Source organism: Variovorax ureilyticus, from assembly GCF_037889935.1.
Classification (GTDB): domain Bacteria; phylum Pseudomonadota; class Gammaproteobacteria; order Burkholderiales; family Burkholderiaceae_C; genus Variovorax; species Variovorax ureilyticus.
The window spans coordinates 37,648-63,988 of record NZ_JBBKZU010000015.1; the positions used below are offsets into that span (position 1 = coordinate 37,648).

Sequence of the window (26,341 nt, forward strand, 5' to 3'; positions counted from 1 at the left end):
GTGCCATGTTCCATCGAAGCCACCTGAAACTCTGGGGCGCGGGGATCGCGCTGATCGCGTGCGTCGCGGCGGGCCTGTCGGCCAGCGCAGCCGCCGACGCCGTCACGACCGTGGACGTCAGCAAGTTCGCCTTCGGACCCCGGGAGATCACGATCGCGCCTGGCGCCAGAGTGCGCTGGATCAACCACGACGAGGTGCCGCACACCGTGGCCAGTGCGCAGGGGCAGGAGAAGGTCATCGGCTCGAAGGCGCTCGATACAGACGACCAGTACGAGGCCGCGTTTCCGAAAGAGGGCGACTACGCCTACTTCTGCACCGTGCATCCGTTCATGACCGGCGTCGTGCATGTGCACAAGCGCTAGCTCTGCGACCACGCCTCGGGCTTCGTGCCGGATGGACAGCCGCGCGTCGCGCCGGCATCCTGAGCACTGCGCTGTTTCTTCCGAACCGCGATCACGCCATGGACCGGCCCATCTCGTTGCCCACTGCCACACTGCTGCGACGCCATCCGATCGGCTCCGCTTTCGCGGGCCTGCTGATCCTGCTCGTGCTGGTGGTGCTGCTGTTCGACTGGAACTGGGTGCGTCCGCCTATCGAGCGCTACATCTCGCAAAAGACCCGTCGCGAGTTCCGGATGGACGACCTCCACGTGCGGCTCGGCCTCGCGCCCACCATCCGCATGCGCGGCGTGCGCTTCGGCAACGCGGACTGGTCCAGGGAAGACCAGCCGATGGCCAAGGTCGAGCAGCTGGAGTTCTCCGTCTCGCTGCGCGATCTGCCCGAGAAGATCCTTGTGCCGCGGGTGGCGCTCACGCGGCCCGAACTGCTCTTCGAGCGCCTGCCCGACGACCGCAGGAACTGGATCCTCTCGGATCCTTCGGACACGTCGCCCAGCAAGCTGCGCATCAGCACCTTGTCGGTGGACCACGGCCGGCTGCGCTATATCGACCATGGCGAGCCCTTCGACCTGGACGTGGAAGCCGCGACCTTCGATCCAGCCAGGCAGGAGAAGGTGAAGAGCGCCGACGCCGCACCGGCCAACGACCGGTACTCGACCCGATACAAGTTCACCGGCAACTACCACGGCGCCAGGTTCGACGGCACGGCGCTGACGGGTGAGGTGCTGAGCTTCCAGGAGTCGGGCGTTCCGTTCCCGATCCAGGGCGAACTGCATGCGGGCACCACCAGGCTGTGGGTGGAGGGCACCATCGCCGATGCCGCACGCATCAGCGGGATCGACACGCAGCTGCGCATCGAGGGCAAGACGCTGGCCAACCTCTACCCGTTCCTGCTCCTGCCGCTGCCGGCTTCGCCGCCCTACCGCCTCGAGGGGCACCTGGTCCTCGAGGGCAACCGCTACACCATGGACGACCTGCGCGGTCGCATCGGGTCCACCGATGTCTTCGGCAAGGGCGCCTATATCGACCAGAAGCCCCGTCCGCTGCTGCAGGCCGACCTGCACAGCAATTACCTCGACCTCGCCGACCTGGGCCCGCTGATCGGCATCGAGACGCGGGAGACCGGCGGCAAGCCCAAACTCACCCAAGCGCAGACACGGGACCGCCCCACCGCCAGCGCCAAGCAGAAGACGATCGACCCCGACCACCTGCTGCCCGCCGGCTCCTTCGAGGTCAGCCGCCTGCAAAAGATCGACGCCGAAGTCGAGCTGCACGCCACCCGCCTGAAGGTGCCCAAGGGCCTGCCGCTGGAGAGCCTGAAGGCCTCGCTGCACCTGAACGACGCGGTGATGAAGCTCGCGCCTGTCGATTTCGGATTCGCCGGCGGCACCCTCGCGGGCCAGGCCACGCTGGACGCGCGCCAGCCCATCATCAAGGCGGACGTGGCGATCGATCTGCAGGGCATCCGGCTGGGCCAGTTCGTGCCGAAGGACAGCGTGATCGCCAAGGGCGCCGGCCGCGTCGGCGCCACGCTGCGTCTTTCGGGGGAGGGCAACTCCATTGCCGACGCGGCTGCCAGATCCAACGGGCGCATCGCCACGACGGTGGTCAACGGCCGCGTCTCCAATCTGCTCGACGCCGCCAGCGGCCTGAACATGGGCAAGGTGATCACGCTGCTGGTGGGCGGCGACAAGGACATCGGCATCAACTGCGGCGGCGCGGTGTTCGACGTGAAGAACGGGCGCGGCCAATCGAGCCTCTTCGTGATCGACACCGAGCAGACGCAGGTGCTGGGCGACGGGTGGTTCGACTTCGCGGACGAGCGTTTCGACTTCACCGTGGCGCCCAAGCCCAAGCACGTGGGCCTGCTCTCGCTGCGAACGCCGGTGCGCCTGTACGGGACCTTCTCCCATCCCGACTACCAGCTCAGGAAGGGACCGCTCGTCGTGCGCGGCGCTGCGGTGGCGGCACTGTCCCTGGTCGGCCCGCTCGCGCCCCTCATTCCACTGATCGAGACCGGCCCGGGCCAGGAGACCCATTGCGGACAGGTGCAGCAGCGGACCCGGGGCGAAGCCAGGCAGGCCACCACCCCGCGCAAGCGCAGCGCTTCGAAGCCGCCGCCGAACGCTTCACGTTGAACTGGCCTGCGGCAGCAGGCGCGCGCCACGGCGGGCGTCTCTGCCGGATCGATCCGTGGCTGGCCCCGCCCCGCAGGAGAGGTCGCCACAGCTCAGCCAGCCTCGGGCGACGCAGGTGGCGCTCTCCGCCTACACCGGTCGGAGCCGCTGCGCGCGGCGTTGCGCAGCCGTTCTGCACTAACGTCCCGCCCATGAGCAATCGTGCTGCACGGGGCATCGAGGAAGCCGTCGAGCGCTGGTTCGCGTCGCTCGGCTGGCAGCCGTTCGCCTTCCAGCGCGCGGTATGGCAGGCGATCGGCGACGGGCATTCCGGCCTGCTGCATGCAACGACCGGTGCGGGCAAGACCTACGCCGTGTGGCTGGGCGCGCTCCTCGCGCTGGCCGATCCGCACGGGGCTGAGCCGACGACGAAACCCGCGCCCCTCCGCGTGCTCTGGATCACACCGATGCGTGCGCTCGCGGCCGACACCCTGCGCTCGATCCAGCAGTCGCTGGAGGCGCTTGCGCCGTCGGTGCGAGCCTGGAGCGCGGCCGCGCGCAGCGGCGACACTTCGTCGTCCGAGCGCGCTGCGCAGGACCGGCGGCTGCCCACGGTTCTGGTCACCACGCCCGAGAGCGTGTCGCTGATGTTGTCGCGCCCCGATGCAAAGGACAGGCTGGGGACGCTTCGCCTGGTGATCGTCGACGAATGGCACGAACTGCTGGGCAACAAGCGGGGCGTGCAGGTCCAGCTCGCGCTCGCACGATTGCGGCGTTGGAACGCGGCTTTGCAGGTCTGGGGCATGTCCGCGACGGTGGGGAATCTCGAAGAGGCGATGAGCACGCTGCTCGCCGGCAGCGATGGCGTGCTGGTGCAGGGCGAGGTGCCCAAGACGCTGGTCATCGACTCGCTCCTGCCGCCACGCGCCGATCGCTTCCCGTGGGCAGGCCACCTCGGCATCGCGATGCTCCCGCAGGTGGCGGACGAGATCGCCGCGAGCCGCACCGCACTCGTCTTCACCAACACGCGGTCGCAGGCGGAGATCTGGTATCAGGCGCTGCTCGATGCGCGGCCCGAGTGGGCAGGGCAGATCGCGCTGCATCATGGATCGCTCGATCGAGCGGTGCGCGAATGGGTGGAACTCGGGCTCAAGACCGGCTCGCTGCGTGCGGTGGTCTGCACCTCGAGCTTGGATCTCGGCGTGGACTTCCTGCCCGTGGAGCGCGTCCTGCAGATCGGCTCGCCCAAGGGCGTCGCGCGGCTTCTGCAGCGGGCGGGTCGCTCCGGGCACGCACCGGGCCGGCCGTCGCGCGTGACGCTGGTGCCGACGCACAGCATCGAGATGGTGGAAGGCGCGGCCGCACGAGCGGCCATCGCGGCCGGGCACATCGAAGAGCGGCATTCGCCCGAACAGCCGCTCGACGTGCTGGTGCAGCACCTGGTCACGGTCGCGCTGGGCGGAGGCTTCGCGCCGGATGCGCTCTACGACGAGGTGCGCGACACGGCCGCCTATGCACATCTCTCGCGCGAGCACTGGCAGTGGTGCCTCGATTTCGTCTCGCGGGGCGGCCCGTCGCTCACGGCCTACCCGGACTACCGCCGCGCGCTGCCGGATGACGATGGCCTCTGGCGCGTCCCCGATGCGCGGCTCGCGCGCCGCCACCGCTCGAACATCGGCACCATCGTGAGCGATGCCAGCATGAGCGTTCAGTACCTTCAGGGCGCCAAGCTCGGCACGGTCGAGGAAAGCTTCATCGCACGAATGAAGCCCGGCGACTGCTTCCTCTTCGGCGGCCGCATGCTGGAGCTGGTGCGGGTGCACGAGATGACTGCGCTGGTGCGTCGTGCGAGCGGTCGCAGGCCGGTGGTGCCGCGCTGGAACGGCGGCCGCATGCCGCTCAGCAGCACGCTCGCCGATGCGGTCGTGCAGCAGCTTGCGCTCGCCGACGGGGGCCGCTACGACTCGCCCGAAATGGAGCGCGTGCGTCCGCTGCTCGAACTGCAGCAGAAATGGTCGGCGCTCCCAACGCCAGAGACGCTTCTGGCCGAAACGCTGGTGACCCGCGAAGGCTGGCATCTGTTTCTCTATCCCTTCGCGGGGCGTCCGGTGCACATGGGCCTCGCGAACCTGCTTTCGTGGCGGGTGGCGCAGCATGCACCGGCAACCTTCTCGATCGCGGTCAACGACTACGGATTCGAACTGCTGAGCGCGACCCCGGTGGACTGGCCTGCGCTGCTGCCCCGGCTGCTGCACACGTCGCATGAAGGCGGGGAGGGCGAGCGGGCCGCGCCGCTGCGCGAAGTGCTCGCGAGCCTCAACGCGACCGAACTCGCGCGGCGGCGCTTTCGCGAGATCGCGCGCATCTCCGGACTGGTGTACCAGGGCTATCCGGGCGAGCGCCGCAGCAACCGACAGCTCCAGGCCTCGTCGTCACTTTTCTACGAGGTCTTCCGCAAGTACGACCCTGCGAACCGCCTGCTCACGCAGGCGGAGCAGGAGTTGCTGTCGCAGGAGCTCGAGATCGGCCGCTTGCATGCGAGCCTGCGTCGCATGGCGGCCCAGCGGCTGACCTTGCACAACTTGGCGAGGCCGACGCCCTTCGCCTTCCCGCTGATGGTCGAGCTGTTCCGCGAGAAGCTCTCCAACGAGGACGTGGGCGACCGCATCGCGCGCATGGTGGCGCAGCTCGAAAAGGCGGCCGGTGGCGAGCCGGGCGCGGCGGCGAATGACCCGGGGGCAGTGCGGTCGAACCTCGTGTTCGGTGTCGAGGGAACGGGCGATTCGCAGGCCCCGGCCGGGCCCGAGCGGGGCGGCAGGCAACGCCGGAGTGCGCGGCAGCGGCGCGCAAACTAGCACCATGGTTTCCAGCGCCCCTCGTACAGCCGGTCGCCTTTGCGAGGTGCTCTGGGCCGGCGAACGCCTGCATCTGCTGCCGCAGCGCGCGCTGTGGTGGCCGGCGGAACGTACCTTGTTCGTCGCGGACCTGCACCTGGGCAAGGCCGAGACCTTCCGCGCGCTCGGCCAGCCCGTGCCCGCGGGCACGACAGGGGGGAGCCTCGACCGGCTCGATGCGCTCGTCGGCTCGCTCGATGCGAGCACGATCGTCTTTCTCGGCGACTTCCTGCACGCCCGACAGGCGCGGACGCCGCGCCTGCTGGAAGCGCTGGGCGATTGGCGCAACCATCGCCGCCGCGTGCGCATGACGCTCGTTCGCGGCAATCACGACAGCCGCGCCGGCGATCCGCCGCAGTCCTTGGGCATTTCCATCGTCGACGAGCCCTGGCTCCTCGGGCCCTTTGCCTGTTGCCATCATCCGCAATCCCATCCGACCCACTTCGTGTTGGCCGGACATCTGCATCCGGTCTGCCGCCTGCATGGAAAAGGGCGTGACAGTGTTCGCTTGCCCTGCTTCGTCGCTGAAATCGGTCAGGCGGTGCTTCCGGCGTTCGGCGAATTCACGGGTGGGTGGACGATCGAGCCGGCGCCCGGGCGCGACTTCTACGCCATCGGCGGCGACGGCGTGTGGGCGATTCCGCCGCGGCGATGAAGGCTTCGTCCCGCGCTCGTGCAAAGCATATGCATGACACCATGCGAACGACCCGGTCTCGTGCGCTACGCTCGTTCGTCCTTGTCTATGTGTCGATGTACGCCTCGTTCGGGGTGGCCTCGCCCTTCTGGCCCCGCTTCTTCGAAACGCGGGGGATGACACCCGAGCAGATCGGACTCCTGCTGGGACTGAGCACTGTCGTACGGCTGATCGCAGGACCGGTGACGGCGCGACTCGCGGACCGGTCGCAACGATTGCGCCACGTACTGGCTGCGGCTGCTGCCCTTGCTGCCTGCCTTGCATTCACCCTTCCATGGGTAGCAGGGTTCTGGATCTTTCTGATCGTTCGCCTCTGCCATGAAGCCGCACTGACACCGACGACATCGCTTGCCGATGCCTTGGCGTTAAATGCTTCCAAGTCGCGCGCCGCGCCCGGAACGAATTTTGAATATGGATGGGTTCGCGGTTCGGCCTCGGCTGCCTTCGTTCTCGGAACGCTGGCTGCCGGCCAGGTGATCGGGTGGGCGGCACTCACGTCGATCGCATGGATGCAGGGCACCTTGCTTGTGGTCGCCGCAGCAAGCACCCTGCTGTTGCCGGTGTCCGAAAGCCACGCCGATGCAGGCCCCGAAGCGTCGTCCTCGAGGGCGCTCGGAGAACTGTTGGGCATCGCCGCGTTCCGGCGCATTCTGCTTGTCGCGGCCCTTGTCTACGGCAGCCATGCAATGCATGACGCGTTCGCGGTCATCCGATGGAACGCGGCCGGCATCGGTCCAGCCACTTCCAGCATTCTCTGGTCGGAGGCCGTGGTTGCGGAGGTGCTGGTCTTCATCCTGATCGGTCCTCGATTGATCGATGCACTCGGGCCGCGCGGTGCAGCGGCAATCGCGTCCGCGGCGGCCGTGCTGCGATGGGGGGTGATGGCGTCCACGACCGATGCTGGAGTGCTTGCACTCGTACAGCCGCTGCACGGATTGACCTTTGCGCTTCTGCATCTCGCTTGCATGCGCCTCATGCGGGCCGTTGTGCCTCCGCATCTCGCTGCGACGGGTCAAGCCTTCTATGCACTCGGACCGGCGTTGCTCACAGCGCTGCTGACCGTGTCATCCGGCATTCTGTATGCACGCCTCGGAGGCGGCGCATTCCTGCTGATGGCGCTGTTGCCGGCGCTCGCGTTGCCGCTGTGCGCGCGCCTCGAGATGGCACCTTTGCGTTGAGCAGCGGGGGCCTGCTTCAAGCTGGGCGAGTGGCTGGAGATCCCCGGCGTGCATGGTTCCATTCCCACTTCAGAAGCGGTAGTGGGCCGCCCCAAGACGCCAGTGAGCTACGCGGGCGTCGACGCGTGCGTATACGACGCATCGGCAGGTCACTCTGCAGCGTACAGACTCGATTCACCCAGACCTTTGCGTTCAGGCGCTGGTCGCAAAACCGGTGTCGAAGGTCGGGCGCACATCCAGCGCCTGCCTGATGAGGCCGACCTGGTGATAAAAATCCGCGGTGCGCTGCTGATCGGCGATCACCTGCGCATCAATCGGTACCCACTTCTGCTGCCGGCGCTCGAATTGCAGCTTCGCGGCCTCGGGTGGAATGCCGATGATCTTGGCGAGCGTGGCCGAGAAGGCATCGACGTTGCGGTAAGACCAGTCCTGCGCCTTCACCACACGCTGCAGAAAGTCCTGAAGCACGGGCCGCTTGGCTGCGATGGCGGCATCGGTGGCAGCCAGGTAGCTCAAGCCAGGCAGCAGGCCCCGGCCGCCCACCAGCACTCGCGCGTGGTGGCTGGTCTCGGCGAGTGCTGTGTAGGGCTCCCACGTGGCCCATGCATCGACCGAACCCTGCGTGAGCGCGAGCTTGGCGTCCGCTGGCGCGAGGAAGCGGATGTTCACGTCTTCCGGCTTGAGGCCGGCCGTGGTGATGGCCTTGAGCGTGACGAAATGACCGATGGAGCCGCGATTGGTCGCGATGCTCTTGCCCTTGAGGTCCGACGCCGTCTTGAGTGGCGAGTCGGGCCTCACGAGCACGGCGGTCCCGTAGGAATCGGACCGGTTCGCACCGATGGCCTTCACGCGCGTGCCCGCGGCCAGCGCGAAGATCAGCGGCGCATCGCCGATGGGGCCAGAGTCCACCGCACCGGCGTTGAGTGCTTCGGCGAGCGGTGCAGCAGCCGGAAACTCCGACCACTGGATGTCGTAGTCGAGGCCTTCGAGTGCGCCTGCTGCTTCCAGCAGTGCGCGAAGGCCTCCCTTCTGGTCGCCGGCCTTGAGGACCGCACGAGTTTGCGCGTGCAGCGCGACAGAAGGCAATCCCAGTGTGGCCGCGCCTGCGAGCGTGCGGCCGAGGAACTGGCGGCGGGACGAATGATTCATGAATAGCTCCTTGAATGAAGAGATTGAAAAGGGCGGCTCAATGGACGAAGCCGCCCTTGAGAAAGCGCACCGGCTCGGCGTCCATGCGCACGACGAGCGCGCCGAGGCCGTCGGCGGGTGGCGTGGAGGACGCGGCCGCGGCGGTATCGGAGCGGCAGAGCAGGTCGTCCTCCGACCAACCGCCGCTGCCCGGCGCACCGAGGGCGCGGAGCCAGCCATCGCGGTCGGCGAGCAGTTGCGTGCCTGCGAGCTGATCGGTGCCCGCGATCAGGGCGAAGGCTTTCCATGCATCGCGTGACTCGATGACGCATTCGGCTTGCTGCCGGCCGGTGTCGTCATGCCCGGGGCGCAACAACACGGTCGTCATTCGCGGGTCCTCGGTCACGGGGGCTCCGCCCATGGACGCCGCCACGATACGAATGCGCTGTCCGCGCCAACTCGACAGGGCGCGCGGTTCGCGGCCCTCGCAGTGCACTTCGGCGTTGGGCAGGCCGATCGGCCGGATCCACACGCCGCGGGCACGCAGGCTCTGCCCAGCGCCCTGCGCTTTCATGAAGTCGATCAGCGCCCACCCGTCTTCGTCGCGCAGTGGCGAGAAGGCCGGCATCGTCATCGTGCCTTGCCGGTCCTTCATGCCGTGGCGCACATGCCATAGCAGGTCGCCGTCGGCGCGCCGCCAGAGCAGGGGGCCGGCGAGGTCCGGTGGCCACACCGAAAGCGATGCCGCGATCGGCGTCTGGCCGCGTCCGTCGTCGCCATGGCAACCGGCGCAATGGTGTGCATAGAGCGCCTGCCCCAGCGCGATCGACGACGCGCTGAAGCCGGTCGGCGAACGATGAAAGCTCGTCGGGTATGCCGGCACGAGCACCACCTGCGCGGCAGGCCATGGCGCGACGATCAGCAGCAATGGCACGGTTGCCAACAGATACCGGCGGGGCCGTCGCCAGACGCAGGCGAGCACGATCGCGACCCCTGCGGTCACAAGAAAGCCGAGGCCCAGAGCGAGCCTTCGCGCCTGCCCGAGATCGATCGGCAGGTTCTCGCCCGACAGTCGAAGCGGCCAAGGCCACGCGGGCTGGCCGTGGCTCGTTCCCGCGAGGCCGATCCAGGCCAGCAGCCGGAGCAGCCCTTCCTGCGTGCCCTGCAGCATTCCGATCAGGGTGTTGAGCCATTCGGGAACTGTCAATGGTCACCAGGTGTCGTCGAGGCCGAGATGGCGCAACGCTTCATGCCGCAGCTCGGCCAGCCGCGGATGCCCGCGATGGCGCGGGTAGGGCAGGTCCACCGTCAGCTCGGCGGCGATGCGCGCCGGCCGGTCGCTCAGCACGATCACGCGGTTCGCGAGGAAGAGCGCTTCCTCCACGTCGTGCGTTACCAGCAACGCGGAGAAGCCGGTGCGCTGCCAGAGGTTCACCAGTTCGCTCTGCATGGCGATGCGAGTCAGCGAATCGAGCTTGCCCAGCGGTTCGTCTAGCACGAGCAGGCGCGGATCGTTGACCAATGCACGCGCCAGGGCGACGCGCTGCGCCATTCCCCCCGAGAGCTGATGCGGAAAGCTCTTCGCGAATTCCGAAAGGCCGACGAGCTTGAGCGCGTCGTCGACGCGGGAGCGCTGCGCCTTCAGGAGCCCGCGCGCCTGGAGGCCGAGTGCGACGTTGTCCCACACGTTGCGCCACGGGTACAGCGTCGGATCCTGGAACACCACGATGCGCGACGGATCGGGCCGCGTGATCGGCTCGCCGTCCTGCGTCAGCGTGCCGGTGGTCGCCGGCTCCAGCCCCGCTACCAGCCGCAGCAAGGTGGACTTGCCGCAGCCGCTGGGCCCGAGCAACGCAACGAATTCCCCGGGGCGCACCTCGAGATCGATGCCGTCGAGCACCTGCAGCACGCCGTCCCGTTGCTTGAACCAGTGGCTGACGTTGCGGATGCCGATGTGCGCGCCGGTCTTCGTTGCTTCTACAGTGCTCACCATTTGACCGTTCCCTTCTGCCACGAGAGCGCGAGATCGCGCACCGCGAAGAGCAGCGTGATGAGGCCCGAGCACAGCACGGCCATCACCAGCAGCGCCGCGTACATGTTGGCGTAGGCCGCCCAGCCCTGGGACCACTGCAGATACCAGCCGAGCCCAGCCTTGACGCCCATCATCTCGGCCGTGACCAGCACCGAGAACGATGCGCCGAGGCCCATGAACAGACCGACGAAGACCTGCGGAAGCGCGGCCGGGACCGCCACGCGCAGCACCAGGAACCACTCCGGCGCGCCGAGCGTGCGGGCCACGTCGTAGTAGTTCTTGTTGACCGAGGCCACGCCCGACCAGGTCAGCACCGCGACCGGGAAGAAGGTTGCGAGCCCGACGAGGAACACCGCCGCCGCGTAGCTCGAAGGTGCGAAGAAGAAGGCCAGCGGCAGCAGCGCGGAAGCCGGCACCGGGCCAAGAAAGCGCAGCAGAGGGTGCACCCAGTAGCCCGCGATGCGCGACCAGCCGATCCACACACCGGTCGCAAATCCCACCACGGCGCCGAGCACGAAGCCGTGGGCGAGCAGCCGCAGCGAGTGCACCGTCGACAGGCCAAGGCGGCCCCAATCTTCGTAGGCGACGTCGATCAGGCTCTGCGGCGGTGCGAAGAAGGGCGGCGGCAACACGCCGAGCTTGGCGGTGAGCACTTCCCAGAGTGCAAGGAGCACGGGCGCCGCGATCAGCCATTGGCCGGCGGGCCGCAGGCGCTGCGCGATGTGTCCGGCGCGCGCGCCGAGCAACGAAAGCAGCAGCAGGAGCGCGGCGACCGCGATGGCGGCGCCGCCGAACTCCTGCGTGAAGTTCCAGTCGCTGAAGCCCACTTCGCGGTTGGGCCAGGCAATGGTGAGCACGCCGAGCGCCAACCAGGCCAAGGCCGCGGCGAGGCCGGTGCGCCAGATGCCCTCCGTGATGGACTCCGACAGCGCCGCGGGCGTGTGAGCCACCAGTTCCACGCGTCGCCATATCGCCCGGTGCGATGGCGCCGCTTGCGAAGCCGGTGCGTCAAGGATGTGGTCCGCCGTCGTCATGCCAGCACGTCCACCGAGACATGGTTCGCCAGCCGCACCGGATCGGTGTTCTGCTTGAGAACGCCAACCGACTTGAAGTCGCGCGCGTAGAACTCCACCTCGTCGCGCAAACTCTTGCCGGTCGGATGATGCCCGTGCGTCAACGTGCCCAGAAGCGCCTGCAGATCCTCCACCGGCACCTTGGGCGAGTACTTCGCGAAGAGCCGCGCCGATTCGTTCGGGTTCTCGGCGACGAAGTCCGACGCCTGCACGATCGCGCGCACCAGCGAGGCCACGACAGGCTTCTCGTTGCGCACCAGTTCGCCACGCGCGCCGACGATGCAGCACACCTTGTCCTTGTATTCGCCCGAGAGGTTGGAGGCGATTTCCTGGTAGCGGCCCTTGTTGCGCTTCTCGATCAGGTAGAGCGTGGGGTCGCCGTCCGCGATCGCCTGGATCTCGCCCTTGTTGACGGCGATGTCGAGCAGGTCCGCCGGGTACTGGCGCCAGGTCACGTCCTTGTCGGCGTCGATGCCGTTCTTCTTGAGAAGGATCGAGAAGAAGTTCTTGCCGGGACTCGCGATGTCCGACACGCCGATGGTCCTGCCCTTGAGCTTCTGCAGGTCGGTGACGCCGGCTTCCTTCACGCCCACGAGCCGCACGCAGCCGCCGTGCGAGCTGCCGACGATCTTCACGTCGAAGCCCGATTCGAGCGGCTTGAGCCAGCGGTGGATCATGCCGACCGCCGCATCCGCCTTCGCAGTCGCGAGCGATTCGAGCAACTGGTCGGTGGAGCCGGTGTAGTTGATCAGGTCCACCTGCAGGCCGTTTTTCTCGAAGAAGCCGCGCTCCTGCGCCACCACCACGGGCGAGAGGCAGAAGGCGGATGCGTTCCATGCAAAGGTGAGCTTGCGCTGCTGCGACCAGGCGCGCGTGGTGATCAGGCCGCTCGCAGCGACCACGGCGGCGGCGCCGCCGGTACGCAGCACGCCGCGTCGTGAGAGATGTATGTCGTTCATGGCGTTCATGGCCTTTCGGTGGCGTGGATGCATGCCGGCGTCAGGCGGCCTTGCGGCGTGCGGCCAGGCGCTGCGCGACCAGCTCCCGCGTGCGCGGGATCAGTTCGCGGCCATAGTCGATGGCGTCTTCCAGCGGGTCGAAGCCACGGATCAGGAAGGTGGTGACGCCGAGGTCGTAGTAGTCGAGCAGCGCATCGGCCACCTGCTCGGGTGTGCCGACGAGTGCGGTGCTGTTCGAGCGGCCGCCGATCTCCTGCGCGATGGCGGTCCACAGCCGCTTGTCGAGGCGCGCTCCCTTCTCGGCAGCGGCAAGCAGGCGCTTCGCGCCTTCGCTTTGCTGCGGACCGCCGCGCCCGAAGCCCTGCACCACGCGCAGGCGGCGCGTCTCGGCCAGGATGGCGTCGGCCCGGGCCCAGGCCTTCTCCTCGGTGTCGGCGAGGATCGGGCGGAACGACACCGAGAAGCGCAGGCTGCGGCCATGCTTCGCCGCTTCGGCGCGCACTCGGCCAGTCAGTTCGCGCGCCTGATCGAGCGATTCACCCCAGAGCGCATAGACGTCCGCGTGCTTGCCGGCCACCGGGATGGCGGCTTCCGATGCGCCGCCGAAATAGACGGGCACATGCGGCTTGCCGTTCTGCGTCTGCACCGGCTTCACCTCCGAGAAGGCGCTCTGGAAGCGGTAGTGCGCTCCTTCGTGGTCGAAGGGCTTGTCGGCGGTCCAGACCTTGCGCAGCACGTCGAGGTATTCGTCGGTGCGCGCGTAGCGCTGGTCGTGGTCCAGCCAGTCGCCGTCGCGCTTCTGCTCGTCGTCGGAACCGCCCGAGATGTAGTGCACCGCGAGGCGCCCGCCGCTGTATTGGTCGAGCGAGGCGAACTGGCGCGCGGCCAGTGTCGGTGCGACGAAGCCCGGCCGGTGCGCGAGCATGAAGTGGATGCGCTCGGTCACCGAGGCGGCGTAGGCCACTGTCAACGTGGCGTCAGGGCTGGTCGAATGGTGCGGCACCAGGATGCGGTCGAAGCCCGCCTGCTCGTGCGCCTGCGCGAAGGCGCGCACGTAGTCTCGGTCGATGGCGGGGCCGCGCGCCGGATGGATCTCGGAGACCTTCTGGCTCTGGATCATGCCGATGAATTCGATGTCGCTCATGGTTGCGTGTCCTTGCTGGGAGAGTGAAAGAGGGGAGGGGATGAGGCGTGACCGTACCGCTCGGCCGCTGCAACGCGAAGGCAGGAAATCGACTTTGAATATGCGTCTTCCGTCGTTCCACGCGCGGGAGGCGGCCGATAAGGTCCCTGCCCATGAGTTCCCCAGTCTTGCGCCGCCTTCCGGTGGCCCCCGAAGCGGATGACGCGCTGCTCGAGAGCCTCTCTGCACGCTTTGCCGAAACCGCGGCCGACCACGACCGCAGCGGCGCCTTTCCTCACGACAACTTCGCGGCGCTGCACGAGCACGGCTTGATCGCGCTCGTCGCACCGCGCGTGCATGGCGGCAGCGGCGCGTCGCTGCAGGACGCACGCCGCGTGCTGGCGGCGGTGGCCTACGGTGAACCCGCGACGGCGCTGATCCTCACGATGACCTGGCTGCAACATCAGGCGATCGGTCGCGGTGACAGTCGTTGGCCGGCGCACCTGCGCGAACGTGTGCTGCGTGACTCGGTTCGCGACGGGGCGCTCATCAACGCGCTGCGAGTGGAGCCTGCGCTCGGCTCGCCCGCGCGCGGAGGCTTGCCGGCGACGATCGCGCAGCGCGAGGGCGACCAATGGAGGCTCAGCGGCCACAAGCTCTACACGACCGGCATCGAGGGCCTGCGCTGGCTCGCGGTCTGGGGCCGCACCGACGAGGCTTCGCCACGCGTGGGCGTCTTCCTGGTGCCCCGCGATGCGCCCGGCGTGCGCGTGATCGCAAGCTGGGATCATCTGGGACTGCGCGCCTCGGGTAGTCACGAGGTGGTGTTCGAGGATGTGGCGATCCCGCTCGACCATGCGGCCGACCTGCGGGCGCCCGCCGCATGGGCACCAGACGCTGGCAGTCAGACCGACATCGATGCCCATGCGACGCAGCAAGTGTGGATGACCGTGCTGCTGGGGACGCTCTACGACGCGGTGGCGAGGGCCGCGCGCGACTGGCTGCTGGGCTTTGTCAACCGGCGAGCGCCGAGCGGGCTGGGAGCCCCGTTGGCTACGTTGCCGCGCGTGCAGGAAAACGTGGGCGAGATCGAAGCGCTGCTGCACTCAAGTCGCGTGCTGCTCGATCAGGCTGCGGCGCGAGCCGATGCCGGCCAGCCGCCTTCGGCCACGCAAAGCGGCCTGCTCAAATATTCGGTCACGAGCCATTCGATCCGGGCGGTCGAGCTTGCACTCCAACTGAGCGGCAATCATGGCCTCACGCGGCAGAACCCGCTGGAGCGGCACTATCGCGATGTACTGTGCAGCCGCATCCACACGCCGCAGAACGACGCGATCCTGGTCAATGCTGGCAAGGCCGCACTGGTGGCTGCAGCATGAGCGGGGCGGCACCTGTGGCGCGCGCCTCTTCCATTGCCCCCCTCCGCGACTTCGTCGTTCGCTTCGGACACTTGCTCGACCGCCGGCCGGCCGAGCCGGAAATCCTGCGCGAAGGCGCGGCCCTGCTGCGTCAGCTGGTGTCGCGCGACGATTGGCTGCCCGAGGCATTCGCACTGCCGCACCCGGAGCGCTACCAGCAGTTCCTGCTGCACGCCGATTCGACCGGGCGCTTCTCGGTGGTGAGCTTCGTCTGGGGCCCGGGGCAAGCCACGCCGGTGCATGACCACACGGTCTGGGGCCTGATCGGCATGCTGCGAGGCGCGGAGTACAGCCAGCGTTATCGGGAGCGCGATGCGCTGCTTGAATCGCACGGTCCTGCGGTTCGGCTCGAACCGGGAGAGGTCGAAGCGGTGTCGCCCTTGGTAGGCGACGTGCACCGGGTGCACAACGCGTATGACGACCGCGTGTCGATCAGCATTCATGTCTACGGCGCCAACATCGGTGCCGTGAGGCGGCACACTTACCCTACCGCCGGCGGGCGCAAGCCCTTCGTTTCGGGCTATTCCAATACGCAACTTCCCGACTTGTGGGACCGTTCTGCCGAGCTTCGCCAATCATGACATCCAGATTTCCGACCCTTTCGTTTGCCGCCGTGCGCGAGCAACTGCTGGCGCGCAGGGAGATCGCGCTTCTCGACGTGCGCGAGGAAGACCCCTTTGCGCAGGCCCATCCGCTGTGGGCCGCGAACCTGCCGCTCTCGAGGCTGGAGCTGGAAGCCTGGCGCCGCATTCCCCGCCGGGACACGCTCATCGTGCTCTACGGCGAACACGCGGGCGCGGACCTTGCGCCGATTGCCGCCGCAAGACTCGCCGGGCTCGGCTACACGCGGGTGCACCTGCTCGAAGGCGGCCTCGACGGCTGGCGCGAAGCGGGCGGCGAGCTGTTCCGTGACGTCAACGTGCCGAGCAAGGCGTTCGGCGAACTGGTCGAGCATGAGCGGCGCACGCCGTCGCTGTCGGCACAGGAAGTGAAGGCGCTGATCGACGCGAAGGCCGATGTTGTCGTGCTCGATGCGCGCCGTTTCGACGAGTACCAGACGATGAGCATTCCGACGGCCACCAGCGTACCGGGCGCCGAGCTGGTGCTGCGCGTGCGCGAACTCGCGCCGGATGCGGCCACCCAGGTCATCGTCAATTGCGCGGGACGCACCCGCAGCATCATCGGCACGCAATCGCTGGTCAACGCGGGCATTCCGAACCCGGTCGCTGCGCTGCGCAACGGCACCATCGGCTGGAAGCTCGCGGGGCAGGTCCTCGACCATCAGGCATCGCGGCGCGCGCCCGAGGCTGCCGAGGCGAACCGTGCGGCCGCGCGGGCCAGCGCGCAGGATGTGGCGCGTCGCGCAGGCGTGAAGCAGGTGTCGCTCGATGCCATCGAGTCGCTGGAGCTGCCGGATCGCACCGTCTACCGCTTCGACGTGCGCACCCCCGAGGAATACGAGGCCGGGCACCTGCCGGGATTTGGCAGCGCCCCTGGCGGCCAGCTCGTGCAGGAGACCGACCACCAGGCGCCGGTGCGGGGCGCGCGCATCGTCCTCGCGGACGATGATGGCGTGCGCGCACCAATGACGGCCTCATGGCTCGCGCAGATGGGGTGGGAGGTGTACGTGGTGGAGGACCATCCGGCTGCGGCGCGCAAGGTCCGCGGCGCCGCGCCGGCGGTGCATCCCGACGCACCGATCGTGCACGAGATCTCCGTGGAGCAGCTCGCGAAATGCCTGCGCGACGCGCCGGAGCGCACGGCAGTGATCGACGTGACGGCCGGCGTCAACCACGCGCGCAGGCACATCCCGGGCGCGTGGTTCGCGATCCGGGCGCAGCTGCCGCAGGCGCTCGATGCGATCCCGCCCGCGCGCCACTATGTGCTCACCTGCGGCAGCAGCCTGCTCGCGCGCTTCGCAGCGCGAGATCTGCGAGGCCACTTGAACGCACGCGGCAGCGACGCCGAAGTGGTGGTGCTCGCCGGCGGCAATGCGGCGTGGTTCGCGGCCGGTCAGCCGGGCGAGTCCGGCTGGAAGAACGTCGCCACGCCGCCGACGGACCGCTATCGCAGGCCCTACGAGGGCACTGACGCACCCGCGGAAGCGATGCAAGCCTACCTGGACTGGGAATTCGGGCTGGTTGCGCAACTCGGGGCGGATGGGACTCATCATTTCCGCGTGATCTAGTCGAGTTGGCAGTCACGACAGGCTCGGTGCAATGAGCGTCATGCTGCGGCGGCTCGTGCAAGCTGCGGCCAAGGCACAGGGCCGGCTCAAGGAATGCTTCGACCGCGCGGTGCGTCATCTCAAACAAAGCTGTACCGCTCCGAGTGGTACTTCCCGATTGGCACCTTCATTTCGCCGAGCGCGATTTCGATCGCATCCATCATCACGTCCGGCCCGCAGATGAAGTACTCGTGATCGGCATAGTGCGGCGGCAGGTGGCGCTTGAACAGATCGGCGTCGATGTAGCCGGTCTCGCCGGTCCAGCCTGCCGGGGGCCTCGAAAGAACGTACACCACCGTGAGGTCCATGCGGCGGGAGAGCGCATCGAGTTCTTCGCGGAAGGTCATCGATGCGAGGTCCTTGCCGCCATAGAGCAGGATCAGCGGGCGCTTGTCGCCGCGGTCGGCGAGCGTGCGGATCATGCTCATCATCGGCGTGATGCCGATGCCGCCCGCGATCAGCACATGCATGTCGGCCGGGTTGCCGATGGTGAACGCGCCGTAGGGTCCGTCGAGATAGACGCGCCGGCCCACCGGCACCTTGGCGATGCCCTGGGTGAAGTCCCCGAGGTTGCGGATCGTCATCTCGACGCGCCCGTCGCCCGCCTCGGCGCTCGACGAGAACGAGAACGGATGCCCGGTGATCCTGAAAGGACTGCCCCACAGCGTGAGCCAGCCGAACTGGCCCGGCGTGAAGCGGAATCCCGCATGGCCATCGGGGCGCATCACCAGCGTCGTGGTGTCGCCGCGTTCGGCGCGCACCTCGGTCACGCGGTAGGGGCGGCGCAGCATGAAGAGCGGCTTGAACAGGCGCACGTAGAAGAGCAGGGCGATCCAGAAGATCGTCATGCAGATCCACAGGGCGCGCTTCCATGGGTCCGCAAGGTAGAAGCCCCAGCCGACCATGTGCAGCAGTCCGCCGCCGACCGCGGCCACCGCGAGCACGATGTGGCTGATGTGCCAGAACTCGTAGCTGATCTTCAGCCGCACGCGCCACAGCGCCATGATCACCAGCAGAACCACCGAGCCCAGCGACAGCACCGCGAAGACGGCGCCCATCGGCACGTCGGCGACCGAATCGGGCATCGCCAGCTTTTCCGAGCCCGCCGCGACGAGGATGGCCGGGTGCACTACCACCAGCGCCACGGCGATCAGCGAAATGCGCCGGTGGAAGTGGTAGATGACGTCCTCGCCCCACGGCTCGGTCACGTGCCGGAAGCGCGCGGTGAGTCCGAACTGCAGCCCCATCATCGCGAGCCCGCTGTAGCCGAGCGCCACCGAGAACTCGGTCCAGAAGTCGCGGGCCGGCGGCATCGCGCCCGCGAGCAGCGCCAGCAGGGGCGCGAGGATGAACAGCAGGTAGATGGCGGCCCAGACGGTCCTGCTTCGCATGCGGGCCTCAGATGCAGGTCGTGAGCAGCAGCGGCGGCCCGAGCGCGAACACCGTGCTGGCGAAGGCCGCGATGACGGTCCAGAGAATGGCTTCGTGCAGGAAGCTGCCGGTCTTGCCGGTGGCCGGGTCGGGCCGTCCGCGGGCGAACTTGCGCCACATCCAGCCGATCACGAGCAGGTGCGCGACGAACACCAGCACGAGGCTCCAGCGCAGTGCGCCGGTGGACCAGCCGAAGGCGCAGCCGACGGCATGCAGCGCATAGAGCACCGCCAGCGCCACGCACCACACGATGAAGGCCGACGCGAGCCACCATGTGCGGCCGGGCGGCACCAGGACGGTGTTCATTCCGGGACCTCCGCGCAGCAGCGCTTCGGCATTGCCTTCGGAGCGACGGGGCGGCTCATGGCCTCGCCCCCAGGACGGTCACCAGCGCCGGCAGCGAGAGCACCAGCCCGAGCGCGATGATGCCGGTGACCAATGTGTAGTCGAGCCACAGCCGCGTCAGGCGCAGGTCGTTGAAGCGGCGCTGCGAGACATGGCCGTTGCCGATGCGCTGGGCGTTGCTGACGAGGAACAGCAGGCCCACGCCCGCATGCAGGACCACGTAGCCGAGCAGCACGCAGGCCGTCGAACCCAATGCATGCTTGCTCGGATCGGGCGTCACGCCCATGATCAGCTGCACCACCTGCGAGATGACCGCGAGCAGGGCGATCGCAGTCAGGCCCAGCCAGCCCCAGGGCTTGCCACCGCGCTGCACGATCTTGAGCGAGCCGCGTGCCGTCGCCACTGCCACCACCAGGCACGCGATCGCGCCGAAGGCGAGCATCCTGCTGGGTTCGGGCGGCGTCATCTTCTGCCAGTCGGCGCCCGCCAGCCACAGATAGAAAGTGCCGAACACCAGCGAGGTGAAGAGCGTGCCGTTGGCCACCAGCGCGCAGATCAGCGACAGCCACGAGGGTGCACTCGCCGATTCGGTGTGCGGCGGCACCTCGACCCCTCGCCCCACCGGCAGCGGACCGTAGTCGCGCGGCAGCCCGGCATGGCGCGCGCCCCAGACGAACAGGCCCAGCGTGACCAGCGCGAGCGCCGCCGACACCCAGTAGGCCTTGAACAGGAAGCCGAGCACCACGCCCGCAGTGACGATCGCGGTGACGAGCGGCAGATAGGTCGGGTTCGGCAGCAGGATCAGTTGCTCGGGCTTGCCGCTGGTCGCGTGCACGCCGAGGGCTTCCTGCCAGCCGTTGCGCGTGAAGCCGAGGTAGCCCTCGCCGCGCGCGAGCGCAAGGGCGAGTTCGCTTCTCGGCACGCCTTCGGTCTCCGGGCCCACATGCGGGATCGATGCGAAGGCATAGGGCGCCGGTGGGATCGGCATCGCCCACTCGAAGGTCTGCGCCTGCCACGGGTCGCGCCGCACGCGGCGGCCATGGCGAAGCTGCACGATGAGGTCGATCACCAGCAGCCCGAAGCCGATGGTCATCACGAAGCCGCCGACCGACGACAGCAGGTTGAGCCAGTTCCAGCCTTCGTCGCCCTGGTAGGTGTAGATGCGCCGCGGCATGCCCAGCAGGCCGGTGAGGTGCATCATGAAGAAGGTCATGTTGAAGCCGATGAAGATCAGCCAGAACGCCGGCACCGAAAGCTGGTGCACCGCGGTCCGGCCGGTGAGCAGCGGCAGCCAGAAGTAGAGCGCGGCCATCATCGGGAACGCGAGTGCGCCGGCCACCACGTAGTGCATGTGCGCCACCACGAAGTAGGTGTCGTGCGCCTGCCAGTCGAACGGGACCATCGCGAGCATCACGCCGGTCAGGCCGCCCATCGCGAAGACGAAGAAGAAGCCGAAGATGTAGAGCATCGGCACGTCCCAGCGCGGTTTGCCGTGCGACAGGGTCGCGAGCCACGCGAAGACCTGCACCGCCGTCGGCACCGCGACGATCGCCGAGCCCGCCGAGAAGAACGCAAGCGCGAGGTGCGGAATGCCCACGGTGAACATGTGGTGCACCCAGATGCCGAAGCTCAGGAAGGCGAGCGCGATGATCGCGACCACGATGATGCGGTAGCCCACCAGTTCGCGCCTGGCGAAGACCGGGATGATGGTCGACAGCACCGCCGCCATCGGCAGGAAGATGATGTAGACGTCCGGGTGGCCGAACAGCCAGAACAGGTGCTGCCACAGGAGCGAGTCGCCGCCGCGCGTCGGATCGAAGAAGGGCAGGCCGAAGGCGCGCTCGATCTCCAGCAGGATCGAGCCGAGGATCAGCGGCGGGAAGGCGACGATCATCATCATCGCGGTGATGAGGATGTACCAGCCGAAGATCGGCATGCGGTCGAGCGACATGCCAGGCGCGCGCATCTTGAGCACCGAGACGGTGATCTCCATCGCCAGCGACAGCGCCGAGATCTCGACGAAGGTGATGCCGAGCAGCCAGATGTCCGCGTTGAGTCCCGGCGTGAAGACGCTGGAGCTGAGCGGCGTATACATGAACCAGCCGCCGTCCGGCGCGACGCCGAGGATCAGCGAGGCGGTGACGATCGACGCGCCGAACAGATAGCACCAGTAGCCGTAGGCGGTGAGGCGCGGGAACGCGAAATCGCGCGTGCCGAGAATCTTCGGCGTGAGGTAGACGGCGAAGCTCTCAACCATCGGGATCGCGAAGAAGAACAGCATCATCGACCCGTGCATGGTGAAGACCTGGTTGTAGGTCGCCGGGTCGAGAAAGCCCGAATGAGGCGTCGCGAGCTGCACGCGGGTCAGCATGCCGAGCACGCCCGCGATCAGGAAGAACGTGAAGGACGTGATGAACATCCGCATGCCGATGACCGAGTGATTCACCGAGGCCAGCCGCTGCCAGCCCGGGCCGGTCGCCCAGATCCGGGTCAGTTCCCGGTGCAGCCGCAGCGCCTTCGCGCCTTCCGGCCGGGGATCGACGGGTCCGCTCATTTCCTTGCCTCCGGTGCGGCGCGTGCCTGTTCGAGTGCGGCCGGGAATGCACCCTGCGGGTACACGATCACGCCGAAACGCATGCCGGCGTGGCCGAGTCCGCAGAACTCGTCGCAGGTGCCTTCGTAGCGTCCGGGCTGGTCGGCCTGGATGCGCAGGCGGTTGACCCTGCCCGGCACGGCGTCGACCTTGCCGGCGAAGCGCGGGACCCAGAAGGCGTGGATCACGTCCTTGCTCGTCACCACCATGTCGACCGGCGTGCCCGCGGGCAGCAGCAGCATGTTGCGCGTCTCGACGCCGCCGTGGTCGGGGTAGCGGAACGTCCAGTTCCACTGCGCCGCGACCGCCTCGACGCGCTGTGGCGGCGCGCTGCCCGGCAAGGGCAGCAGGCGCTCGCCGGTGACCAGCCCGTAGGCCAGCAGCGGCAGTAGCACGATCGCGGGCAGCACCAGGCCGCCCAGCACGACCCAGCGCGTGGGCGATACGCTGGAGCCCCAGCCCGGACGGCGGAAGACCTGGATGAAGATGCCCACGACCAGCAGGAAGAGCACCGCCGAACCGATCAGCATCACCCACCACATGGTGGCGATCGAGGCGGCCGCGGGGCCGGAAGGATCGAGCGTCGACAGCGGCCCGCTGCAGCCCGACAAGGCCACCAACGATCCGGCTTGGAGCGCAGCGCGCATGAGGCTAGGATGGCCGCCCATCGACAACGACATGCGCTTCGAAGGAGAAGAACCATGGCGAACAAAGGCAACGCGACTGCGCCCAAGAGTGAAGTCCTGCTCGAACTCCAGCGTCTCGATGTCGGTTCCGCCGTTGCGGTGGTGGGGCACCCGCTCCACGTGATGCTGGTGCACTTCCCCGTGGCCTTCGTGGTGGCGACGCTGGGTGTCGATGTCTTCTACTGGTGGTCGGGAGATCCCTTCTGGCTGCGTGCGGGCCTCTGGGCGGCCGGCATGGCCTTCTGGAGCGGCGTGGCCGCGAGCATCGTCGGCACCGGCGAATTGCTGCTGGTGCGCGGCATCCGCGCGCACGAGGCGAGCTGGTCGCATGCGGTCGCCGCAATGACGCTCGTTGCCATCGCCGGCGCGAGTTGGGGCGTGCGACTGACCGATCCCTCCTCGGTCCTGCCGCACGGGCTCGTGCTGTCCGTGCTCGCCTCCGTCATGGTGGGCTTTGCCGGCTGGCACGGGGGCAAGCTCGTGTTCGATCATGGCATCGGCATCCTGGTGTCGCCGAAGGACTGATGCCACAGGCGTGAGAGTCCGCCGGGCTCGAAGAGCCGCACCGCGAACTGGTTCGAATCGATGTGCGGCTTGGCCAGCACCACCCAGACGATCGCGGTGATCAGCACCAGGTAGGCGACGGTGAGCGTTACGAACGAAAGGCGGCCGAAGCGGCCGCTGGGCAGGAAGAGCTGGTGCATCACGAGGCCTGCCACCACGTGCAGCATGGCCATCAATCCCACGAACACCATCTTGATGGAGAACCACTCCACGAAGGTCGTCTGCAGGAAGATCAGCGCGGTACCGCTGGCGATCGCGATGAAGGCGGCGGGCGAGGTCAGCTCCACGTAGACCAGCCGCGTCACGCGGTGCAGGCGATCGAGCGCCTGGCCGGGGCCGAGCAGGCGACGCTGCCAGAACAGGAAGGGCAACGCGATCAAGCCGCCGGACCACACCGCGATGGCGGCCAGGTGGACGAACTTGAGGAATGTCGTCACAGCGCGGGCTCGCTCTGCCGGAGGCTGGCCCATGCCGTGTAGAGACCCACCGCCAGATAAGGCAGCATGGCCGGCACCCACATGAGGAGGCCGGCGAGCTGCTGATCGGCCAGTGGCGTGAGGCCCCATGGGAGCGTGCTCGCGAGATGCACCGGATAGAGCGGCACCGACGCGAAGACGATGACCGCGCCGAGCAGCCCCATCTGCGCGACGGTTGCCACCAGCGCCACGAGCGCCGGGCCGAACGACTCCGCCGGCGCCAGGATCGCACGCCACATCAGCCATGCGCTGCCGAGAAGCGAGAGCTGCATCAGCCAGTAGGCCGGCACGCTCGCGAGGCCCCAGGCATAAGGCCCTGGTGCATGCCAGAGCCACAGGATGACGGCATGCGCGGCCACCACCATCGCAAGCGGCGGGTAGCCCAAGGAGCGCAGCGGGAAGGCCCTCGCGAAAAGGGGCGCCACCGCGGCAACGAGCACGACGTGGTGGAACACCCGCGCCGAGAACAACGCCGACGACAGTGCGCAAAGCGGCGAGACGAAGACCATGAACATCAGCGCCAGCGCGCTCCAGCCCGCCCGGGCGTTGGACGAGCGGCCACTGGCGATCACCGCAGCCAGGGCGGCGAGCACGGCGATGAGCAGCGGATCGGCATTCCAACGAACCCAGAGGTTCTCCGGAAGCGCTGCGGGACCGCAGTAGGCAATCAGGAAGTCGGGCATCGCGATCTCCTTCCTCCTCCGGCTTATGGCGGCGAGGCGGTGCCGCCTGACGAATTCGCCGCAGGATAGGGCTTGACGGCCCGGCGCTCAAGCACCTAGCGATCGCGTTGACAAACTTCGCGCGCGATGGCTCATTGGCCTGCCCCGTCCGGGAGCCCGAGCTTGGCCCGGATGGTGCGCGCGGTGAAGGTGGTCTTCATCCCGAGCTGATCGGAGACGTCGATATCGCTCATTCCGTCCCGGATCAGCCGGGCGGCGTAGGCATTGCGCACCAGCTGCGGGCCATGGAAGGCGGCTTCGTGGCCCAGTGATTCGAGCGTGCGCTTGACGCAGCTCGAGATCACGCGTTCGGCCAGGTCGGGTGCCACGGGACTGCAGGCGTCGCCGAGCCCGCCGCCCACCAGTTCCACCGACATGATCCTGTCCGCCTGGCCCAGGAAGAGCCGGTTGGAGCGCCGCCCTTCCTCCGCGTGGGCGCGTTGCGTCTGGACGACGCGCAGGCCGCGTCGCGCGTCGAGCCAGCCTTGGAGGGCCCGGGCGAGCACCGGACGGCCGACGAGTGGGCGCGTCACCACTTGCCGGTGTCCCGGGGAGCGGATCAGCACCGTGCCGCTCGGCTGGATGGCGATGTTGCGCGGGATCAGCTTGCAGATCTCGGACAGCTTCAGTCCGCACTCGGCGACGATCAGCCGAAGCGCGAGGTTGCGCGCGGGCGTCCACGCTTCCGGCAATTCGGCGCGTTCTTCCTTGAACATGCGCTGCGCCATCTTCTCGTAGGCCTTGAGAAAGCCCGCCCCGGGGGGGAGCGGCGGATCGGTCTCGAACTGCGATTCGGGCGCGAGGCGCTTTCGCGCGAGCACGGTGGCCGCGGGATTGGCCTGGAGGACCCCGACCGCCTGCAGGTGCGTGAACACGCGGTGGATCTCGGCCAGGTAGGTGCGCATGGTGCGCACGCTGGCGGGCGCCCCGTGACGTCCCTCCAGGGACTTCAGAAAGGCCTCGATGTGCGTCTGCCGGACCTCGTCGAGCTTCAGCGACCGCCCCGCGAGCCAGCGGCAGAACTTGCCCCAGAGCGACTGGTAGAGGTTGTTGCTGTGCTCGGCATAGTGCGGCGCATCGGCATCGCTGGTGGAGGCGTCCCGCTTCCAGCTCAGAGTCGAGCGCCAGCGGCGGTGCGCGTCGACCGGGTCTTGCAGCCACGGCAGCTCGTCGGTGCCATTCGCGAGGGTGATCGTGCGGGACATGGAGCGGAGTATAAGGCGCGGTATATCATGAGTATGCGACTCAACAGCGACCGGATGCTTGCCGCGTGTCGCGGGCGCGGGCGCGGGCGCGGATCTTCACGCTAAAGTGCCGCCATTGTTTGAACTGAACTGAAAAGGGCGCATGCATGAGCAGCAGTGTTCAGCCCGGTGACCTCGGCTTCTTCTCGACCCTCGCGCGCATGGGCAGCCTCAGCGCCGCGGCGCGGGAACTGGGCGTGACGACGCCGGCGGTCAGCAAGCACCTCGCACTCATGGAATCGCGGCTGGGCGTCGCGCTGGTCAATCGCACGACGCGGCGCATGAGCCTGACGCCCGAAGGCGAGCTCTACCTGCAGCACGCGCGCCGCATCCTTTCCGACATCGACGGGCTCGAAGAACTGCTCGGAACGTCGAAGGCCCTGCCCACGGGGCTTCTGCGCGTCAACGCGACGCTCGGGTTTGGAAGAAGTCATGTGGCGCCGATCATTTCCCGATTCGTGCGCAAGTTTCCGGATGTGGAGGTGCAGCTCCAGCTCTCGGTGAACCCGCCGCCGCTGACGGAGGATTCATCCGATGTCTGCATCCGTTTCGGCGAGCCTCCCGATGCGCGGGTGATCGCGCGCCACATCGCCCCCAACCGCCGGCTGCTGTGCGCCGCGCCCAACTACCTGGCCAGGCATGGCACCCCCAAGGTGCCGAACGACCTGACGAAGCACAACTGCATCGGCATCCGCCAGGGCGAAGAGGCCTACGGCGTCTGGCGGCTGTCGAGCGGCCGCGGCCGGGCCGCCACCACGCAGTCGATCAAGACGCGCGGCAACCTCACCACCAACGATGGCGAGATCGCGGTCAACTGGGCGCTGGACGGGCACGGCATCCTCATGCGGGCGGAGTGGGACATCCAGCGCCACCTGCAAAGCGGCCGGCTGGTCCAGGTGCTGCCGCAGTACTACACGCCCGACGCGGACATCTATGCCGTATACCCCCAACGCCACCAGATGGCCACCCGCGTGCGTGCGTTCGTGGACTTCGTGGCGGCGCAGATGAAGCAGGGGCGGGTCGCCGCGTAGGGGGGCCT

The 26,341-nt window shown here is 68.1% G+C and carries 23 protein-coding genes; 10 read left to right on the forward strand and 13 right to left on the reverse strand.

From position 1 onward, the window contains the following. Nucleotides 1–5 precede the first annotated feature (5 nt). From WKW77_RS27340 to WKW77_RS27360, 5 genes are all read left to right on the forward strand, one after another. Nucleotides 6–362, forward strand: coding sequence for a plastocyanin/azurin family copper-binding protein (locus WKW77_RS27340; RefSeq protein WP_340360044.1), 357 nt, complete (start codon nucleotides 6–8; stop codon nucleotides 360–362). Between the two features lie 98 nt (nucleotides 363–460). Next, nucleotides 461–2,536 carry an AsmA family protein gene (locus tag WKW77_RS27345; protein WP_340360045.1) on the forward strand — a complete coding sequence of 692 codons (2,076 nt, stop codon included), beginning with the start codon at nucleotides 461–463 and terminating at the stop codon, nucleotides 2,534–2,536. A gap of 191 nt (nucleotides 2,537–2,727) precedes the next feature. Beyond that, nucleotides 2,728–5,370: a ligase-associated DNA damage response DEXH box helicase gene (locus WKW77_RS27350; protein ID WP_340360046.1), complete on the forward strand. Its 2,643-nt coding sequence runs from the start codon at nucleotides 2,728–2,730 to the stop codon at nucleotides 5,368–5,370. Between the two features lie 4 nt (nucleotides 5,371–5,374). Next, nucleotides 5,375–6,064: a ligase-associated DNA damage response endonuclease PdeM gene (pdeM, locus tag WKW77_RS27355; RefSeq protein WP_340360149.1), complete on the forward strand. Its 690-nt coding sequence runs from the start codon at nucleotides 5,375–5,377 to the stop codon at nucleotides 6,062–6,064. Nucleotides 6,065–6,093: 29 nt separating this feature from the next. Further along, nucleotides 6,094–7,281 carry an MFS transporter gene (locus WKW77_RS27360; RefSeq protein ID WP_340360047.1) on the forward strand — a complete coding sequence of 396 codons (1,188 nt, stop codon included), beginning with the start codon at nucleotides 6,094–6,096 and terminating at the stop codon, nucleotides 7,279–7,281. Nucleotides 7,282–7,473: 192 nt separating this feature from the next. Here WKW77_RS27360 and WKW77_RS27365 read toward each other — a convergent pair whose 3' ends face one another. The 6 genes from WKW77_RS27365 to WKW77_RS27390 are packed head-to-tail and all read right to left on the reverse strand — an operon-like array spanning nucleotide 7,474 to nucleotide 13,617. Further along, entirely contained in the window at nucleotides 7,474–8,430 is a 957-nt protein-coding gene (locus tag WKW77_RS27365; RefSeq protein ID WP_340360048.1) for an ABC transporter substrate-binding protein, read from the reverse strand. Nucleotides 8,431–8,467: 37 nt separating this feature from the next. Beyond that, entirely contained in the window at nucleotides 8,468–9,580 is a 1,113-nt protein-coding gene (locus WKW77_RS27370) for a c-type cytochrome (protein WP_340360150.1), read from the reverse strand. 39 nt (nucleotides 9,581–9,619) lie between these two features. Next, nucleotides 9,620–10,402: an ABC transporter ATP-binding protein gene (locus WKW77_RS27375; RefSeq protein WP_340360049.1), complete on the reverse strand. Its 783-nt coding sequence runs from the start codon at nucleotides 10,400–10,402 to the stop codon at nucleotides 9,620–9,622. Continuing rightward, nucleotides 10,396–11,475, reverse strand: coding sequence for an ABC transporter permease (locus WKW77_RS27380; RefSeq protein ID WP_340360050.1), 1,080 nt, complete (start codon nucleotides 11,473–11,475; stop codon nucleotides 10,396–10,398). Before WKW77_RS27380 ends, WKW77_RS27375 begins: the two co-directional genes overlap by 7 nt. Then, nucleotides 11,472–12,473: an ABC transporter substrate-binding protein gene (locus WKW77_RS27385; protein WP_340360051.1), complete on the reverse strand. Its 1,002-nt coding sequence runs from the start codon at nucleotides 12,471–12,473 to the stop codon at nucleotides 11,472–11,474. Before WKW77_RS27385 ends, WKW77_RS27380 begins: the two co-directional genes overlap by 4 nt. A gap of 40 nt (nucleotides 12,474–12,513) precedes the next feature. Beyond that, a complete protein-coding gene (locus WKW77_RS27390; protein WP_340360052.1) occupies nucleotides 12,514–13,617 on the reverse strand; it encodes an LLM class flavin-dependent oxidoreductase in 1,104 nt (367 codons plus the stop codon). A 152-nt stretch (nucleotides 13,618–13,769) separates the two neighbouring features. Here WKW77_RS27390 and WKW77_RS27395 point away from each other — a divergent pair, with 152 nt between their 5' ends. The 3 genes from WKW77_RS27395 to WKW77_RS27405 are packed head-to-tail and all read left to right on the forward strand — an operon-like array spanning nucleotide 13,770 to nucleotide 17,202. After that, a complete protein-coding gene (locus WKW77_RS27395) occupies nucleotides 13,770–14,975 on the forward strand; it encodes an acyl-CoA dehydrogenase family protein (RefSeq protein WP_340360053.1) in 1,206 nt (401 codons plus the stop codon). Beyond that, entirely contained in the window at nucleotides 14,972–15,595 is a 624-nt protein-coding gene (locus tag WKW77_RS27400) for a cysteine dioxygenase family protein (protein WP_340360054.1), read from the forward strand. The genes WKW77_RS27395 and WKW77_RS27400 overlap by 4 nt, the downstream gene beginning before the upstream one ends. After that, nucleotides 15,592–17,202, forward strand: a complete 1,611-nt coding sequence (locus WKW77_RS27405; RefSeq protein WP_340360055.1) for a rhodanese-related sulfurtransferase — start codon at nucleotides 15,592–15,594, stop codon at nucleotides 17,200–17,202. Before WKW77_RS27400 ends, WKW77_RS27405 begins: the two co-directional genes overlap by 4 nt. A 119-nt stretch (nucleotides 17,203–17,321) precedes the next feature. Here WKW77_RS27405 and WKW77_RS27410 read toward each other — a convergent pair whose 3' ends face one another. The 4 genes from WKW77_RS27410 to coxB are packed head-to-tail and all read right to left on the reverse strand — an operon-like array spanning nucleotide 17,322 to nucleotide 22,257. Next, a complete protein-coding gene (locus WKW77_RS27410) occupies nucleotides 17,322–18,632 on the reverse strand; it encodes a ferredoxin reductase family protein (protein WP_340360056.1) in 1,311 nt (436 codons plus the stop codon). Nucleotides 18,633–18,639: 7 nt separating this feature from the next. Then, nucleotides 18,640–18,978 carry a hypothetical protein gene (locus WKW77_RS27415; RefSeq protein ID WP_340360057.1) on the reverse strand — a complete coding sequence of 113 codons (339 nt, stop codon included), beginning with the start codon at nucleotides 18,976–18,978 and terminating at the stop codon, nucleotides 18,640–18,642. Nucleotides 18,979–19,033: 55 nt separating this feature from the next. Next, nucleotides 19,034–21,571, reverse strand: coding sequence for a cytochrome c oxidase subunit I (gene ctaD, locus WKW77_RS27420; protein WP_340360058.1), 2,538 nt, complete (start codon nucleotides 21,569–21,571; stop codon nucleotides 19,034–19,036). Next, a complete protein-coding gene (gene coxB / locus WKW77_RS27425) occupies nucleotides 21,568–22,257 on the reverse strand; it encodes a cytochrome c oxidase subunit II (RefSeq protein WP_340360059.1) in 690 nt (229 codons plus the stop codon). Before coxB ends, ctaD begins: the two co-directional genes overlap by 4 nt. Nucleotides 22,258–22,311: 54 nt before the next feature. Here coxB and WKW77_RS27430 point away from each other — a divergent pair, with 54 nt between their 5' ends. After that, complete coding sequence (locus WKW77_RS27430; RefSeq protein WP_340360060.1) at nucleotides 22,312–22,821, forward strand: DUF2231 domain-containing protein; 510 nt, start codon at nucleotides 22,312–22,314, stop codon at nucleotides 22,819–22,821. Here WKW77_RS27430 and WKW77_RS27435 read toward each other — a convergent pair. From WKW77_RS27435 to WKW77_RS27445, 3 genes are all read right to left on the reverse strand, one after another. Further along, the gene (locus WKW77_RS27435) at nucleotides 22,785–23,297 is read right to left on the reverse strand and encodes a CopD family protein (protein ID WP_340360061.1); all 513 of its coding nucleotides are present in this window, start codon (nucleotides 23,295–23,297) and stop codon (nucleotides 22,785–22,787) included. The genes WKW77_RS27430 and WKW77_RS27435 overlap by 37 nt on opposite strands. Continuing rightward, the gene (locus WKW77_RS27440) at nucleotides 23,294–24,019 is read right to left on the reverse strand and encodes a cytochrome c oxidase assembly protein (protein ID WP_340360062.1); all 726 of its coding nucleotides are present in this window, start codon (nucleotides 24,017–24,019) and stop codon (nucleotides 23,294–23,296) included. The genes WKW77_RS27435 and WKW77_RS27440 overlap by 4 nt, the downstream gene beginning before the upstream one ends. 131 nt (nucleotides 24,020–24,150) lie before the next feature. Further along, nucleotides 24,151–25,263 (reverse strand): site-specific integrase, encoded by a 1,113-nt coding sequence (locus tag WKW77_RS27445; protein ID WP_340360063.1) that lies wholly within the window; start codon nucleotides 25,261–25,263, stop codon nucleotides 24,151–24,153. Between the two features lie 146 nt (nucleotides 25,264–25,409). Between WKW77_RS27445 and WKW77_RS27450 the strand changes: the two genes are divergently transcribed. Beyond that, nucleotides 25,410–26,333 carry a LysR family transcriptional regulator gene (locus WKW77_RS27450; RefSeq protein WP_340360064.1) on the forward strand — a complete coding sequence of 308 codons (924 nt, stop codon included), beginning with the start codon at nucleotides 25,410–25,412 and terminating at the stop codon, nucleotides 26,331–26,333. Nucleotides 26,334–26,341: the final 8 nt, after the last annotated feature.

Bases quoted from the DNA above. Each gene is read 5' to 3' on its own strand.
- WKW77_RS27445 (WP_340360063.1), bottom strand. From the start codon at position 25,263: ATGTCCCGCACGATCACCCTCGCGAATGGCACCGACGAGCTGCCGTGG.
- WKW77_RS27430 (WP_340360060.1), top strand. From the start codon at position 22,312: ATGGCGAACAAAGGCAACGCGACTGCGCCCAAGAGTGAAGTCCTGCTC.
- WKW77_RS27410 (WP_340360056.1), bottom strand. From the start codon at position 18,632: ATGCGAAGCAGGACCGTCTGGGCCGCCATCTACCTGCTGTTCATCCTC.
- pdeM (WP_340360149.1), top strand. From the start codon at position 5,375: ATGGTTTCCAGCGCCCCTCGTACAGCCGGTCGCCTTTGCGAGGTGCTC.
- WKW77_RS27375 (WP_340360049.1), bottom strand. From the start codon at position 10,402: ATGGTGAGCACTGTAGAAGCAACGAAGACCGGCGCGCACATCGGCATC.
- WKW77_RS27360 (WP_340360047.1), top strand. From the start codon at position 6,094: ATGCATGACACCATGCGAACGACCCGGTCTCGTGCGCTACGCTCGTTC.
- WKW77_RS27350 (WP_340360046.1), top strand. From the start codon at position 2,728: ATGAGCAATCGTGCTGCACGGGGCATCGAGGAAGCCGTCGAGCGCTGG.
- WKW77_RS27440 (WP_340360062.1), bottom strand. From the start codon at position 24,019: ATGCCCGACTTCCTGATTGCCTACTGCGGTCCCGCAGCGCTTCCGGAG.
- WKW77_RS27405 (WP_340360055.1), top strand. From the start codon at position 15,592: ATGACATCCAGATTTCCGACCCTTTCGTTTGCCGCCGTGCGCGAGCAA.
- WKW77_RS27365 (WP_340360048.1), bottom strand. From the start codon at position 8,430: ATGAATCATTCGTCCCGCCGCCAGTTCCTCGGCCGCACGCTCGCAGGC.
- WKW77_RS27400 (WP_340360054.1), top strand. From the start codon at position 14,972: ATGAGCGGGGCGGCACCTGTGGCGCGCGCCTCTTCCATTGCCCCCCTC.
- WKW77_RS27450 (WP_340360064.1), top strand. From the start codon at position 25,410: ATGAGCAGCAGTGTTCAGCCCGGTGACCTCGGCTTCTTCTCGACCCTC.
- ctaD (WP_340360058.1), bottom strand. From the start codon at position 21,571: ATGAGCGGACCCGTCGATCCCCGGCCGGAAGGCGCGAAGGCGCTGCGG.
- WKW77_RS27380 (WP_340360050.1), bottom strand. From the start codon at position 11,475: ATGACGACGGCGGACCACATCCTTGACGCACCGGCTTCGCAAGCGGCG.
- WKW77_RS27370 (WP_340360150.1), bottom strand. From the start codon at position 9,580: ATGCTGCAGGGCACGCAGGAAGGGCTGCTCCGGCTGCTGGCCTGGATC.
- WKW77_RS27345 (WP_340360045.1), top strand. From the start codon at position 461: ATGGACCGGCCCATCTCGTTGCCCACTGCCACACTGCTGCGACGCCAT.
- WKW77_RS27395 (WP_340360053.1), top strand. From the start codon at position 13,770: ATGAGTTCCCCAGTCTTGCGCCGCCTTCCGGTGGCCCCCGAAGCGGAT.
- coxB (WP_340360059.1), bottom strand. From the start codon at position 22,257: ATGCGCGCTGCGCTCCAAGCCGGATCGTTGGTGGCCTTGTCGGGCTGC.
- WKW77_RS27415 (WP_340360057.1), bottom strand. From the start codon at position 18,978: ATGAACACCGTCCTGGTGCCGCCCGGCCGCACATGGTGGCTCGCGTCG.
- WKW77_RS27340 (WP_340360044.1), top strand. From the start codon at position 6: ATGTTCCATCGAAGCCACCTGAAACTCTGGGGCGCGGGGATCGCGCTG.
- WKW77_RS27385 (WP_340360051.1), bottom strand. From the start codon at position 12,473: ATGAACGACATACATCTCTCACGACGCGGCGTGCTGCGTACCGGCGGC.
- WKW77_RS27390 (WP_340360052.1), bottom strand. From the start codon at position 13,617: ATGAGCGACATCGAATTCATCGGCATGATCCAGAGCCAGAAGGTCTCC.